Source organism: Cupriavidus phytohabitans (genome assembly GCF_000426345.1).
GTDB lineage: Bacteria > Pseudomonadota > Gammaproteobacteria > Burkholderiales > Burkholderiaceae > Cupriavidus.
This window is the reverse complement of sequence record NZ_AUFE01000028.1, coordinates 21,178-34,755: the sequence shown is the minus strand read 5'-3', so window position 1 is coordinate 34,755 and position 13,578 is coordinate 21,178. Positions and strand designations below refer to the sequence as shown.

Annotated in this window: 11 protein-coding genes; all 11 read right to left on the bottom strand. The window is 68.3% G+C overall.

The window, feature by feature from the left end; translation table 11 throughout:
- Positions 1–11: 11 nt before the first annotated feature.
- The 11 genes from K309_RS0120010 to rsmH all read right to left on the bottom strand — a co-directional run bounded on the left by K309_RS0120010 (position 12) and on the right by rsmH (position 13,575).
- Positions 12–995 carry a D-alanine--D-alanine ligase gene (locus K309_RS0120010; protein WP_029048076.1) on the bottom strand — a complete coding sequence of 328 codons (984 nt, stop codon included), beginning with the start codon at positions 993–995 and terminating at the stop codon, positions 12–14.
- Positions 992–2,419 (bottom strand): UDP-N-acetylmuramate--L-alanine ligase, encoded by a 1,428-nt coding sequence (gene murC, locus K309_RS0120005; protein ID WP_029048075.1) that lies wholly within the window; start codon positions 2,417–2,419, stop codon positions 992–994. The genes K309_RS0120010 and murC overlap by 4 nt, the downstream gene beginning before the upstream one ends.
- 21 nt (positions 2,420–2,440) lie before the next feature.
- The gene (murG, locus tag K309_RS0120000) at positions 2,441–3,511 is read right to left on the bottom strand and encodes an undecaprenyldiphospho-muramoylpentapeptide beta-N-acetylglucosaminyltransferase (protein ID WP_029048074.1); all 1,071 of its coding nucleotides are present in this window, start codon (positions 3,509–3,511) and stop codon (positions 2,441–2,443) included.
- Positions 3,508–4,749 carry a putative lipid II flippase FtsW gene (gene ftsW, locus K309_RS0119995; protein WP_029048073.1) on the bottom strand — a complete coding sequence of 414 codons (1,242 nt, stop codon included), beginning with the start codon at positions 4,747–4,749 and terminating at the stop codon, positions 3,508–3,510. The genes murG and ftsW overlap by 4 nt, the downstream gene beginning before the upstream one ends.
- Positions 4,746–6,257, bottom strand: coding sequence for a UDP-N-acetylmuramoyl-L-alanine--D-glutamate ligase (gene murD, locus K309_RS0119990; protein ID WP_029048072.1), 1,512 nt, complete (start codon positions 6,255–6,257; stop codon positions 4,746–4,748). The genes ftsW and murD overlap by 4 nt, the downstream gene beginning before the upstream one ends.
- A 70-nt stretch (positions 6,258–6,327) precedes the next feature.
- Positions 6,328–7,497 carry a phospho-N-acetylmuramoyl-pentapeptide-transferase gene (gene mraY, locus K309_RS0119985; RefSeq protein WP_029048071.1) on the bottom strand — a complete coding sequence of 390 codons (1,170 nt, stop codon included), beginning with the start codon at positions 7,495–7,497 and terminating at the stop codon, positions 6,328–6,330.
- 13 nt (positions 7,498–7,510) lie between these two features.
- Positions 7,511–8,911: a UDP-N-acetylmuramoyl-tripeptide--D-alanyl-D-alanine ligase gene (locus K309_RS0119980; protein ID WP_029048070.1), complete on the bottom strand. Its 1,401-nt coding sequence runs from the start codon at positions 8,909–8,911 to the stop codon at positions 7,511–7,513.
- On the bottom strand, positions 8,908–10,476 hold the full coding sequence (locus K309_RS0119975; protein WP_029048069.1) for a UDP-N-acetylmuramoyl-L-alanyl-D-glutamate--2,6-diaminopimelate ligase: 1,569 nt from the start codon (positions 10,474–10,476) through the stop codon (positions 8,908–8,910). The genes K309_RS0119980 and K309_RS0119975 overlap by 4 nt, the downstream gene beginning before the upstream one ends.
- Positions 10,473–12,278 carry a peptidoglycan D,D-transpeptidase FtsI family protein gene (locus tag K309_RS0119970; RefSeq protein WP_029048068.1) on the bottom strand — a complete coding sequence of 602 codons (1,806 nt, stop codon included), beginning with the start codon at positions 12,276–12,278 and terminating at the stop codon, positions 10,473–10,475. The genes K309_RS0119975 and K309_RS0119970 overlap by 4 nt, the downstream gene beginning before the upstream one ends.
- Positions 12,275–12,589, bottom strand: a complete 315-nt coding sequence (gene ftsL, locus K309_RS0119965) for a cell division protein FtsL (protein ID WP_029048067.1) — start codon at positions 12,587–12,589, stop codon at positions 12,275–12,277. The genes K309_RS0119970 and ftsL overlap by 4 nt, the downstream gene beginning before the upstream one ends.
- A complete protein-coding gene (gene rsmH / locus K309_RS0119960; RefSeq protein WP_029048066.1) occupies positions 12,586–13,575 on the bottom strand; it encodes a 16S rRNA (cytosine(1402)-N(4))-methyltransferase RsmH in 990 nt (329 codons plus the stop codon). Before rsmH ends, ftsL begins: the two co-directional genes overlap by 4 nt.
- Positions 13,576–13,578: the final 3 nt, after the last annotated feature.

The window sequence follows — 13,578 nt, the reverse complement described above, 5'->3', positions numbered from 1 at the left end:
CGGGTTCTCGGTTATTCGGGCTTCCAGTGCTCGTTCGGGTGCAGGTCCAGCGTCGCGGCGGCCACCACCTGCAGCACGAAGTCCTCGTAGCTGATGCCGACCGCGCGCGCCGCCATCGGCACCAGCGAGTGGCCGGTCATGCCTGGCGAGGTATTCATCTCGAGCAGGAAAGGCTTGCCGTCGGCGCGCAGCATCACGTCGGCGCGCGCCCAGCCGCGGCAGCCCAGCACGCGGTAGGACTGCACCGCCAGCGCCTGGACTTCCTTCTCGATTTCGGGGTCCAGCCCTGACGGACACAAGTATTGGGTATCGTCAGTAAAATATTTATTTTGATAGTCGTAGTTGGCTTCGGGCGCGACGATGCGGATCACCGGCAGCGCTTCGGCGGTGTCGCCCTCGCCCACGATCGGGCAGGTCAGCTCGGCGCCGTCGATGAAGGTCTCGGCGATGACGTCGTTGTCCAGCGCCTCGGCTTTCTCGAACGCCTCGCGCATCTGGTCGGCCGCCGTCACCTTGGTCAGGCCGATCGACGAGCCTTCGCGCGCCGGCTTGACGATCAGCGGCAGGCCCAGGTCGGCAACCACCGCGTCGAAATCCGAGTCGGCGTGCAGCATGGCGAAGCGCGGCGTGGGCAGGTCATGGGTGGTCCACAGGCGCTTGGTGGCCTGCTTGTCCATCGCCAGCGCCGACGCCAGCACGCCGCTGCCGGTGTAGGGCACGCCCAGCTGTTCCAGCAGGCCCTGGATGGTGCCGTCTTCGCCGTAGCGGCCGTGCAGCGCGATAAAGACGCGGTCGAATTTGGCCGCGGCAAGCTCGGCTACGCTTTGCAGGCCGGGATCGAAGCCATGCGCGTCGACGCCGCGCGACTGCAGCGCGGCCAGCACGCCGTTGCCCGACATCAGCGAGATCTCGCGCTCGGCGGAACGGCCGCCGAACAGCACGCCGACCTTGCCCAGCGACTTGGGATCGATATTGGGATGGGCGACGAAGCTCATTGCTGGCCTCCCGACTGTTGCGTCTGCTGGTATGACACCAGTTGCCCCGGCACGCCGCCGATCGAGCCGGCGCCCATCGTCACGACCACGTCGCCGGGCCGGACAGCATTCAGGATGGCCTGCGGCATCTCTTCCATCTGCTCCACGAAAACAGGTTCTACCTTGCCGGCCACGCGCAACGCGCGGGTCAGCGCACGGCCGTCGGCGGCCACGATCGGGGTCTCGCCGGCGGCATAGACCTCGGACAGCAGCAGGGCATCGACGGTGCCCAGCACTTTGACGAAGTCCTCAAAGCAATCCCGCGTACGAGTGAATCGGTGCGGCTGGAACGCCAGCACCAGGCGGCGGCCCGGGAACGCGCCGCGCGCCGCGGCCAGCGTGGCAGCCATTTCCACCGGGTGGTGGCCGTAGTCGTCCACCAGCGTGAAGGTGCCGGCACCGTCGGTGGTGGCCACTTCGCCGTAGCGCTGGAAGCGGCGGCCCACGCCGTGGAACTCGCGCAGCGCCTTGACGATGGCGGCGTCCGGCACTTCCAGCTCGGTGGCAATGGCGATCGCCGCCAGCGCGTTCTGCACGTTGTGCATGCCGGGCAGGTTCAGCACGATGTCCAGCGGCGGCTCGGTATGGCCGTTGAGCTGGCGCATCACGGTGAAGTGCATCTGCCCATCGACCGCGCGCGCGTCCACCGCGCGGATCTGCGCGTCTTCGGCAAACCCGTAGCGCACCACCGGCTTGGACACTAGCGGCAGGATCTCGCGCACGTTGGGATCGTCCACGCACAGCACGGCGATGCCGTAGAACGGCAGGCGCTGCGTGAATTCGATGAACGCCTGCTTGAGCCGGGCGAAATCGTGCCCGTAGGTGTCCATGTGGTCGGCATCGATATTGGTGATGACCTCGATGACCGGGAACAGGTTCAGGAACGACGCGTCGGACTCATCCGCCTCGGCCACGATGAAGTCGCCGGTGCCCAGGCGCGCGTTGGCGCCCGCGGAGTTGAGCCGGCCGCCAATGACGAAGGTCGGGTCCAGCCCGCCCTCTGCCAGCACCGATGCCACCAGGCTGGTGGTGGTGGTCTTGCCGTGCGTACCGGCGATGGCCACGCCCTGCTTCAGGCGCATCAGTTCGGCCAGCATCACCGCGCGCGGCACCACCGGGATGCGCTTGCTGCGAGCGGCCAGCACCTCGGGGTTGTCGCCGCTGACCGCGGTCGACACCACCACGGCATTGGCGCCGGTCACGTTGGCCGCGTCATGCCCGTGCATGACCGTTGCGCCCAGCGACGCCAGGCGCCGCGTGGCGGCATTGCTGCCCACGTCGGAACCCGAGACCTTGTAGCCCAGGTTCAGCAGGACCTCGGCGATGCCGCTCATGCCGGCCCCGCCGATGCCCACGAAGTGGATGTTTTTGACGATATGCTTCATTGGATTGCTGCTTCGCTCATTTCAGTCCCTGGCCAGCTGGCTGCACACCTCGGCGACGCGCCGGGTTGCCTCAGGCTTGGCCAGTCCGCGCGCCAGGCGCGCCATGTCTTTCAGCTGCGGCCGGGTCAGGCTGGCGATGGTTTGCGCCAGGCCCTCGGCCGTCAGGTCGTCTTGCTGCACCAGCAGGGCCGCGCCCTGGCTGGACAAAAACTTTGCGTTGGTGGTCTGGTGGTCGTCCACGGCATGCGGGAACGGCACGAACAGCGCCGCCACGCCCGCCGCGGCCACTTCCGACACCGTCATTGCGCCGGCGCGGCAGATCACCAGGTCGGCATCGGCATAGGCACGCGCCATGTCGTCGATGAACGGCAGGGTCTGCGCCGGCACCTGCGCCGCCGCGTAGTTGGCGCGCAGCGTGTCGATCTGTTTGGCACCGGCCTGGTGCGTCACCACCGGACGCTCGCTTTCCGGCAACAGCGCGATCGCCTTCGGCACCACCTCGTTCAGCGCCGCGGCACCCAGGCTGCCGCCCACCACCAGGATGCGCAGCGGACCGGTACGCTGGTCGTAACGGGACTCGGGCGCATCCAGGTGCGCCAGTTCCTCGCGCACCGGGTTGCCGATCCATTCGCCGCCGGGCAGCGTGTCCGGGAACGCGCACAGCACGCGGTCGGCCACCTTGGCCAGCACCTTGTTGGCCAGGCCGGCGATCGAGTTCTGCTCGTGCAGCACCAGGGGGCGGCCCAGCAGCGAGGCCATCATGCCAGCCGGGAAGGTGATATACCCGCCCATGCCCAGCACCACGTTCGGCTTTACCCGGCGCAGCGCGCCGATGCTCTGCCAGAATGCGCGCAGCAGGCTCAGCGGCAGCAGGAACTTGGTCACCAGCCCCTTGCCACGCAGCCCGCCGAACTGGATGAATTCCATCGGGATATCGTGTTTGGGCACCAGCGTGGCTTCCATGCCGGTGCGGTTGCCCAGCCAGACGATGTTCCAGCCCTGCTCGCGCAACGCATGCGCGACCGCCAGCCCCGGGAACACATGTCCCCCGGTGCCGCCGGCCATCACGAGCAGGGTGCGTGGCTGCGTCATACCTTCCCTCCACGCATCAGCACGCGATTTTCATAATCGATACGCAGCAGGATCGCCAACGCCACGCAGTTCATCAGAATCCCCGACCCGCCATAGCTCACCAGCGGCAGCGTCAGCCCCTTGGTCGGCAGCAGGCCCAGGTTCACGCCCATGTTGATGAAGGTCTGCCAGCCGATCCACACACCGATGCCCTTGGCCACCAGGCCGGCAAAGGTGCGGTCGAGCTGCAGCGCGATGCGGCCGATATTGAAGGCGCGCCGCACCAGCCAGTAGAAGAGCACGATCACCACCAGCACGCCGACAAAGCCGAATTCCTCGCCGATCACCGCGAGGATGAAGTCGGTATGCGCCTCGGGCAGGTAATGCAGCTTCTCGATGCTGCCGCCCAGCCCGACTCCAGTCCACTCGCCGCGTCCGAAGGCGATCAGCGAGTGCGTCAGCTGGTAGGCCTTGCCCAGCGCGTTGCTCTCTTCCCACGGGTTCAGGTAGGCAAAGATCCGCTCGCGCCGCCACGGCGACGCCGTGATCAGCAGCGCGAACGCGCCCACTGCCACGCCGACCAGCCCGGCGAACAGCTTGCCGTTGATGCCGCCCAGGAACAGGATGCCCATCGCCACCGCCGCGATCACCAGGAACGCGCCCATGTCGGGCTCGAGCAGCAGCAGCATGCCGACCACCACCACCGCCACGCCCATCGGCAGGAAGCCCTTGGCCACGGTCTGCATCCACTCCTGCTTGCGCACGGTGTAGTTGGCGGCATACAGCACCACCGCCAGCTTCATCAGCTCGGACGGCTGGAAATTCATCACGCCCAGCGGGATCCAGCGGCGCGCCCCGTTCACGCCCTTGCCGACGAACGGCACCAGCACGATCACCAGCAGGATCAGCGCGACGACAAAGAGCTTGGGCGCATAGCGGTCCCATACCTTCACCGGCACCTGGAACGCCACCAGCCCGACCGAGAGCCCGATAAACAGCGCAAACGCATGCCGCATCAGGAAATGGCTTTCGCGGTAGTTGGCGTAGCGCGGCGAATCCGGCAGCGCGATCGAGGCCGAAAAGACCATCACCAGGCCGAGCGCGAGCAGCATGATCGCGACCCACAGCAGCGGCTGGTCGTACTCCATCATGCGCGAGCGCGTGGGCTTGACGCCCGATACCGCGTCACGCAGGCCACCCCAGGCATTGCCGATGGTGGCGCCGATAAACCCGCTGCGCTTGACCTGCGCGTCGCTCATGGCAGGATCCCCCGGGACAGGGCCAGTTCTTCCACCGCGGCGCGGAATACCTCGGCGCGGTGCACGTAGTTGCGGAACATGTCGAGGCTGGCGCAGGCCGGCGACAGCAGCACGACGTCACCGCGTTCGGCCAGTTCCGTGGCCTTGGCCACGGCTTCTTCCAGCGTGGCGGCATCGGCCAGGCTGGCGCCGCTGCCCTGCAACGCATCGCGCAACTCGGCGGCAGCGCGGCCGATCAGCACGACTGCGCGCGCGTATTGCGCCACCGGCGCGGCCAGCGGCGAGAAGTCCTGGCCCTTGCCTTCGCCGCCGGCGATCAGCACCACGCGCTTGTCCAGCCCGGACAGCGCGGCCACGGTTGCGCCGACATTGGTGCCCTTGCTGTCGTCGAAATACTCGACGTCATCGATGGTGGCCACCCACTCCACGCGGTGCGGCTCGCCGCGGTACTCGCGCAGTCCGTGCAGCAAGGCGTTCATCGGCAGGTCGATGGCACGGCACAGCGCCAGCGCCGCCATGGCATTGGTGGCGTTGTGCATGCCGCGGATATGCAGCGCGTCGGCCGGCATCAGGCGCTTGTGGCGCACCGGCACGGCTTCCTCGGAAGCTTCGGCGGCCTTGCGGCGGCGCGGCTTGCCCTCCCCTTCCGCTTCCGAATCGGGTTCGGCCAGCACCAGCCAGGGCATGCCGCCCTCGCGCAGGATGCCGAAGCTGCCCGGCACTTCCGGCAGGTCGATGCCGAAGGTCACCGGCTTGCGGCCCGCCCGCGCCATGTCCAGCGTCAGCTTGTCATTGCGGTTCAGCACCTGCACGCACTCGCTGCCGGCGGGCCCGAAGATGCGCGCCTTGGATGCGGCGTAGGCTTCCATCGAGCCGTGCCAGTCGAGATGGTCCTGGCTCACGTTGAGCACGGTGGCCGCATCCGGGGCCAGCGTATGCGTGGTCTCCAGCTGGAAGCTGGAGAGTTCCAGCACCCACACCTCCGGCAGCGTGGCCGAGGCGATGCATGCCGACAGCTTGTCCAGCGCCGACGGGCTGATATTGCCCGCCACCGCCACGGTCTTGCCGGCGCGCTCGACCAGCCGGCCCGTCAGCGCCGTGGTGGTGGTCTTGCCATTGGTGCCGGTGATCGCGAGCAGCTTCGGCGCGTAGCCGGATTCGGCTTCGAGGTGCCTGAGCGCGCGCACGAACAGCTCGATCTCGCCCCACACCGGAATGCCGCGCGCCTGCGCGGCGGCCAGCAAGGCACCGGTGCCGGCGTCCAGCGGCGACAAGCCGGGGCTGATCGCCACCAGGCCGATATCGTCGAGCAGGCTTTCCGCGAACGGGCCGCCCACGAACTCGGCCGAAGTCAGCTCGGCCTGCAGGAAGACAAGGTTGGCGGGCGCCTCGCGCGTGTCGGCCACGCGCACCGCGCAGCCGTTCAGGCCACACCAGCGCGCCATGGCCAGCCCCGATTCGCCGAGGCCAAGTACCAGCACATGAGGTTTCTGCAGCTCGCCAAACACTTCGATTTCCTGCCTTTGGTTTCCTGTTTCTATTTAGAAAGCGCCGCGGCCATCGCCATCGGCACAACCATTAACGCAGCTTCAGCGTCGACAACCCGATCAGCACCAGCAACATGGTGATGATCCAGAAGCGCACCGTGACCTGCGTTTCCTTCCAGCCGCCCAGCTCGAAATGGTGGTGCAGCGGCGCCATCCGAAACAGCCGCCTGCCCTCGCCAAAACGGCGCTTGGTGATCTTGAACCATGTGACCTGCGCCATCACGGACAGCGTTTCCACCACGAAGATGCCGCCCATCACGAACAGCACGATCTCCTGGCGCACGATCACCGCGATCGTGCCCAGCGCGCCGCCCAGCGCCAGGGCGCCCACGTCGCCCATGAACACCTGTGCCGGGTGCGCGTTGAACCAGAGGAAGGCCAGCCCTGCCCCACCCAGCGCGGAACAGAAGATCAGCAGTTCCCCCGCGCCCGGGATATGCGGGAACAGCAGGTACTTGCTGTAGACCGCGTTGCCCATCACGTAGGCAAACACGCCCAGCCCGCCGCCGACCAGCACCACCGGCATGATCACCAGGCCGTCCAGGCCATCGGTCAGGTTCACGGCGTTGCTCGAGCCCACGATCACCAGGTAGGTCAGCACGATGAAGCCGGCTACGCCCAGCGGGTAGCTGATCTCCTTGAAGAAAGGCACGATCAGGTTGGACTTGTACGGCATGTCGAGCGACAGCCCGCCCTCGACCCAGTTCAGGAACAGCTCCCAGACCCGCACATTGCTGCTTTCGGACACCGAGAACGCCAGGTAGACCGCGGCCACAAGGCCGATCAGCGTCTGCCAGAAAAACTTTTCGCGGCTCGACATGCCGCGCGGGTCCCGATAGACCACCTTGCGGTAGTCGTCGACCCAGCCGATGGCGCCATAGCCGAAGGTGACCAGCATCACCACCCAGATAAAGCGGTTGCCCCAATCGCACCACAGCAGTGTCGAGACGGCGATCGACACCAGCACCAGCACGCCGCCCATGGTCGGCGTGCCGGACTTGACCAGGTGCGTCTGCGGGCCGATGGTGCGCACCGCCTGGCCGACCTTCAGTTCGGTCAGCTTGCGGATCACCCACGGACCAAACGTCAGGCCGATCAGCAGCGCGGTGAGGTTTGCCATCACCGCGCGGAATGTCAGGTAGTTGACGACCCGGAGGAAGCTGTAGTCGTTTTGCAGCCACTGGGCCAGAGCCAATAACATCGTGTTGTCTTCGTTAATGTGCGGAAGTGTCTGCGACCAGCGCAGCGACGATCCGTTCCATGCGCATGAAGCGCGATCCCTTCACCAGCACGGCGCCCGCTTGCGCCACCATGCCCCCGCTGTCTTCCTCCAAGGCCTTTGCCAGGTCTTCCACGCTGCCGAAATGGCGGCCGTTGGCGCCGAACGCGCGCACCGCGTGCACGGCCAGTTCGCCGGCGGCCCACAGCGCGTCGACGCCGCGCGCCTGCGCGTAGGCGCCGATCTCTTCGTGGAACGCCGGCCCCTGGTTGCCGACCTCGCCCATGTCGCCCAGCACCAGCATGCGCGGCGCGGCAAAACCGGCCAGCACGTCGATGGCGGCGCGCATGGAATCGGGGTTGGCGTTGTAGGTGTCGTCGATGACCACCGTGCCGCCCGGCGTGTACTTCACCTGCAGCCGGCCCTTGACCGCCTGGAAGCCGGCCAGCCCCGCCTGGATCGCCGGCACGTGCACGCCCGCGGCCAGCGCGCAGGCGATCGCCGCGAGCGCGTTGCGCACGTTGTGCTCGCCCAGCAGCGCAAGCCTGACTTCAAACGCATGGCCCGGCGCGCGCACCTGCATTACCTGCACGCCGTCGACCAATGCCATGGTGGCGTGCACGTCCGCGCGCTGCGAGGTGCCGAACGACAGCGCCCGGCGCGCACCGGCGGCCTCGCGCCAGACCGGTGCATAGGCACCGCCGCTTTCCTCGTCGAGCGGGAATACCGCCACGCCGTCCGCCGGCAGCGCCGCGATCGCGGCCGCGTGCTCGTGCGCCACGGCTTCCACGCTGACCATGAATTCCTGGTGCTCGCGCTGCGCGTTGGTGATGACCGCCACGGTGGGCTGGGCGATGCCGGCCAGGTAGACGGTCTCGCCCGGATGGTTCATGCCGAGCTCCAGCACTGCCAGCTTGTGCGTGGCGCGCAGGCGCAGCACCGTCAGCGGCAGGCCGATGTCGTTATTCAGGTTGCCACCGGTGGCCAGGCGCTGGTCTTCACCCACCGCCGCAGCGAAGATCGCCGCGATCATTTCCTTGACCGTGGTCTTGCCGTTGCTGCCGGTCACCGCCACCGCGGGCAGCGTGAACCGGCGGCGCCAGCCGGCACCCAGCTCGCCCAGCGCGATGCGGGTGTCGGGGGCGACAATGGCCGGCACGCCAGCATCGACTTCACGGCTCACCAGCACGGCCGCGGCGCCTTTGGCCACCACGTCGGCGATGAAGTCATGCGCATCGAAGCGCTCGCCCTTCAGCGCGACGAACAGGTCGCCGGGCTCGACGGTGCGGCTGTCGGTCTGCACGCGCGAGAACGCAACGGCGCCGTCGCCGGAAACGCGCGCGCCGGCAATCCAGCCGGCGGCGTCCTGCAAGGTGGTCATGGTGGTCTGGCTCATGCCGATACTCCACGGGTGGCTAGCGCCAGGCGGACATGCTCGCGGTCGGAGAACGGGCGCTTGCGCCCCTGGATCTCCTGGGTGGCCTCGTGGCCCTTGCCTGCCACCAGCACCACGTCGGCCGAAGCCGCGTGCCGGATGGCGTAAAGGATGGCGGCGGCGCGGTCCTCGATCTGGCGGCCGCGCGCGCGGTCGGCCATGCCGTCGGCGATCGCGTCCAGGATTTCCTGCGGGTCCTCGCTGCGCGGGTTGTCGCTGGTGAGGATGACCTCGTCGGCCAGGCGTTCGGCCACCGCGCCCATCAGCGGGCGCTTGATCGGGTCGCGATCGCCGCCGCAGCCGAACACGCACCACAGGCGGCCATTACGCGCCCGCGCCACCGGGCGCAGCGCGGCCAGCGTCTGTTCCAGCGCGTCAGGGGTGTGAGCGTAGTCGACCACCGCAAGCGGGCCCAGCCCGGCATCGCCACCGTTGGCGCCGAACAATTCCATGCGGCCCTCGACCGGCGTCAGCGCGCGCAGCGCCGCCAGCGCCGCATTCCATGCCACGCCGTTGGCCAGCGCCGCGCCCAGCACCGCCAGCAGGTTGCTGACGTTGAAGGCGCCGATCATAGGCGTGGCCATCTCGGTGCTGCCGAAGCTGCCGTCGATATGGAAAGCGGTGCCGTTGGGCGTGGCGCGCACGTTGGTGGCGCGCAGCCATTCGCCGCGCGGGCGTCGCACCGTGGCAGCGCCGGGGCCGTCGATGCCGTATTCGATCACGTGCGGCGCGGCGATTGCGGCCGCGTCCGCCACCAGCAGCCGCTGGCCCATGGCGTCGTCGCGGTTGACCACTGCGGTGCGCAGGCCGTCCCACTGGAACAGGCGCTCCTTGGCGGCCTCGTACTCGGTCATCGAGCCGTGGTAGTCGAGGTGGTCCTGCGTCAGGTTGGTGAGTACCGCCACCGTGAAATGCGTGCCGGCCACGCGCTCCTGCTCCAGGCCGTGCGAGGACACTTCCATCGCCACGGCCCGCGCGCCGGCGTCGTGCAGCGCCGCCAGGCTGGCCTGCAGCTGCACCGCGTCGGGCGTGGTGAAGCCGGTCGCCTGCAGTGCGCCGGGGAAGCCTGTGCCGAGCGTGCCGACGGTCGCGCAGGGCGTGCCAGCGGCCTGCAGCACGCGCGCCAGCCACTGGCTGCACGAGGTCTTGCCGTTGGTGCCGGTGATCCCGGTCACGGCCAGGCCGCGCACCGGATTCCCGTGCCAGCCGGCAGCGATCGGGCCGGCCAGCTGATGCAGATTGCTGACCGCCAGATGCGGCACGACGTCGCCAAATGGCCAGTCGAAGCCTTCAGCCTCATAGACGATGGCACCGGCGCCGGCCGCGATGGCCTGCTGGACATAGGGCCGCCCGTCTGTGGCCAGGCGCTCGTTGCCGAGCACGTAGGCAAAGAACACGTCGCCGCGCGCCAGCCGGCGGCTATCGCCCGTCAACTGCGCCGAAGCGGCCACGTTGGTACGCAGCCAGGCCAGCGCGTTGCTGGCCTGGGTGGTCACCTCGAGCGGGAGCAGGGGCTTGGCCGTCATTGGGTCGCGCTCCACGGTTCGCTTTCCGGCACCTTGTCGCTGACCACCAGCTGGCGGATCGGCGAATCGGGCTGGACATTCAGTGCGCGCAGCGTGCCGCCGGTGATGGCGGCGAACGCCGGGCCCGCCACCAGGCCGCCGTAGTGGCTGCCGGCGGTAGGCTCGTCGACGCTGACGGCGACGATGATGCGCGGGTTGGACATCGGCGCCAGGCCGATGAACGAGGCGCGGTACTTGCTGCGGTTATAGCCGCGGCCTTCGTGCTTGTAGGCGGTGCCGGTCTTGCCGCCGACGCGATAGCCCATCACCTGCGCCTCGGGCGCGGTGCCGCCGGGCGCGGTCACGGTTTCCATCATGGCGCGCACGTCGCGCGCCACCTGCGGCGACAGGATGCGCTCGCCGGTGGCCGGACCGTTGGCGCGGAACATGGTGACCGGGATCAGCTCCCCGTCGTGCGCGAAGATGGTGTAGGCATGCGCCATCTGGAACAGCGACACCGACAGGCCGTAGCCGTACGACATGGTGGCCTGCTCGATCGGGCGCCAGCTCTTGAACGGACGCACGCGCCCTGCCACCGCGCCGGGGAAGCCGATCTTGGGCGCCTGGCCCAGGCCGATGCTGGTGTACATATCCCACATCTCCTGCGGCTTCATCAGCATCGCGATCTTGGTCGTGCCGATGTTGGACGATTTCTGGATCACGCCGCTGACGGTGAGGGCGCCGTAGTTGTGGGTATCGCTGATGGTGGCGCCTTCGAACTGGTACTTGCCGGTGGTGGTGATCACCGTCGACGGCGTCACGCGCTTGAGCTGCAACGCCAGCCCCACGGTGATCGGCTTCATCATCGAGCCGGGTTCGAAGGTGTCGGTCAACACGCGGTTGCGCAGCTGCTCGCCGGACAGCCGGGTGCGGTCATTGGGGTTGTAGGTGGGCCAGTTGGCCAGCGCCAGCACCTCGCCGGTCTGGGCGTCGAGCACCACGGCGCTGGCGGCCTTGGCCTTGTGCTTATCCACCACGGCCTTGAGTTCGTTGTAGGCGAGGTACTGGATCTTGGCGTCGATCGACAGCTGGATGTCTTCGCCGTCGCGCGGAGTCTTCAGGATGCCGACATCCTCGACCACGCGGCCGAGGCGGTCCTTGATCACCTGGCGCGCGCCGGGGCGGCCGGCCAGGCCGGTCTCGCGCGCCAGCTCCACGCCTTCCTGCCCGCGGTCTTCCACATTGGTGAAGCCCACGATATGCGCCATCGCCTCCCCTTCCGGGTAGAAGCGCTTGTACTCGCGGGTCTGGTGGATGCCCTCGATCTTGAGCGCGGCGATCTTGTCGGCGACGTCGGGCAGCACCTGGCGCTTCAGGTAGACAAAGCCCTTGTCCTCCGACAGCTTCTTGCCGAGGTCCTTCTCCGACATGCCGAGCAGCCTGGCCAGCTGGCGGATCTTGGCCAGCTCGACCTGGTTGGGCACATCCTCGGGCACCGCCCAGATCGCCTTGACCGGCAGGCTGGTGGCCAGCACCAGGCCATTGCGGTCCAGGATCTTGCCGCGCGTGGCCGGCAGTTCCAGCGTGCGCTGGAAGCGCTTCTTGCCCTCGGCCTCGTAGAACTGGTTGCCCGGGCCCTGGATCCATGCGGCGCGCAGCGCCAGCGCGACAAAAGCCGCGAACATCAGGAACACCACCAGCTTGGAGCGCCACATCGGCAGGCGCAGCCCCAGCACCGGGCTGGCCGAGAACTGGCCGCTGCGCGGGCGCGACGGAGTGCCGTTGCCGTTGCGGCCGGGCGGGTTGGGTCGGGCCATGCTCATTGGCGCGCCTCCGCCTCGCTGGCCGGCGCGGGCTGCGCCGGCGGCAGCACGATGCCCGACAGGTACTGGGTCTTGCCGGGGTTGGCCGGTGCCATCTTCAGCTGCGCGCGCGCGGCATCGGCGATGCGCGCGCTCTTGCCGAGCGAGCTCTGCTGGTACTGCAGGCGCGCCCAGTCGATGTCGAGCTGGCGTTCTTCCGACTGTGCCCGCTCCAGCGCCACGAACAGCGTGCGCGCCTGGTGCTGGGCGCTCACCAGCGAGAGCGCGCACAGGATCAGCGCGGCCAGAAGGAAGAAAGTCAGGCGGTTCATGCGCGCACGCCTCCGCCGGCCGGAGCCAGTTTCTCGGCCACGCGCATCACGGCCGAGCGCGCGCGCGGATTGGCGGCGATCTCTTCGGCGCCGGGCTTGGAGCGTCCGAGCAGGCGCAGCGTGGGCTGCGGCAGGTCGGCCGCGCGCAGCGGCGCGCGGCGCAGGGCCGGGTCGGCATCCTGCTGGGGACGGGCGTGCGCCGCCATGAACCGCTTGACGATGCGGTCCTCCAGCGAATGGAAGCTGATCACCACCAGGCGTCCCCCTACCTGCAACAGGTCATAAGCCGCCTTCAGACCTCTTTCGAGGTCCTCAAGCTCTTGATTGACGTGAATCCGTAGAGCCTGAAAGGTGCGGGTCGCAGGGTCCTGGCCCTTCTCGCGTGTTTTGACGGCTTTCGCCACGAGCGCGGCAAGGTCGGCAGTAGTGGCGATGGGTCCGCCATCGCCGGGTTCGCGCCGGCGAGCAACAATCGCCTTTGCAATCTGTACAGCAAACCGTTCTTCCCCATAGTCTCGTATCACCCTGGCAATGTCCTGCTCATCCGCCTGCGCCAGCCACTGCGCGGCGGTAATGCCGCGCGTGGTGTCCATGCGCATGTCCAGCGGGCCCTCGAAACGAAAGGAAAACCCCCTCGCCGCCTCATCGATCTGGGGCGAGCTGATCCCCAGGTCGAGCAGCACGCCGGCCACGTGGCCGCGCCCGGCCAGGCGCTCTGCCATGTCCGCAAAGCTGGCGTGCTCAATGGAGAAGCGGGCATCCCCGATGGTGCCCGCTTCTGCGATTGCTGCTGGGTCCTTGTCGAACGCGACCAGGGCCCCGTCTGGCCCCAGCCGGGCCAGTACCGCCCGGCTGTGCCCTCCCCTGCCGAAGGTGCCGTCCACGTAGACGCCGTCCGGGCGCCAGATCAGGGCGTCCACGGCCTCGTCCAGCAGCACGGTGCGATGGCGCAGGGCGGGGGTTGCCGGCGTTCCGGTAGGACTCATGAC

Coding starts and splice junctions, on each gene's coding strand:
- K309_RS0120010 (WP_029048076.1), bottom strand. CDS start 995: ATGAGCTTCGTCGCCCATCCCAATATCGATCCCAAGTCGCTGGGCAAG.
- murC (WP_029048075.1), bottom strand. CDS start 2,419: ATGAAGCATATCGTCAAAAACATCCACTTCGTGGGCATCGGCGGGGCC.
- murG (WP_029048074.1), bottom strand. CDS start 3,511: ATGACGCAGCCACGCACCCTGCTCGTGATGGCCGGCGGCACCGGGGGA.
- ftsW (WP_029048073.1), bottom strand. CDS start 4,749: ATGAGCGACGCGCAGGTCAAGCGCAGCGGGTTTATCGGCGCCACCATC.
- mraY (WP_029048071.1), bottom strand. CDS start 7,497: ATGTTATTGGCTCTGGCCCAGTGGCTGCAAAACGACTACAGCTTCCTC.
- K309_RS0119980 (WP_029048070.1), bottom strand. CDS start 8,911: ATGAGCCAGACCACCATGACCACCTTGCAGGACGCCGCCGGCTGGATT.
- K309_RS0119975 (WP_029048069.1), bottom strand. CDS start 10,476: ATGACGGCCAAGCCCCTGCTCCCGCTCGAGGTGACCACCCAGGCCAGC.
- K309_RS0119970 (WP_029048068.1), bottom strand. CDS start 12,278: ATGAGCATGGCCCGACCCAACCCGCCCGGCCGCAACGGCAACGGCACT.
- ftsL (WP_029048067.1), bottom strand. CDS start 12,589: ATGAACCGCCTGACTTTCTTCCTTCTGGCCGCGCTGATCCTGTGCGCG.
- rsmH (WP_029048066.1), bottom strand. CDS start 13,575: ATGAGTCCTACCGGAACGCCGGCAACCCCCGCCCTGCGCCATCGCACC.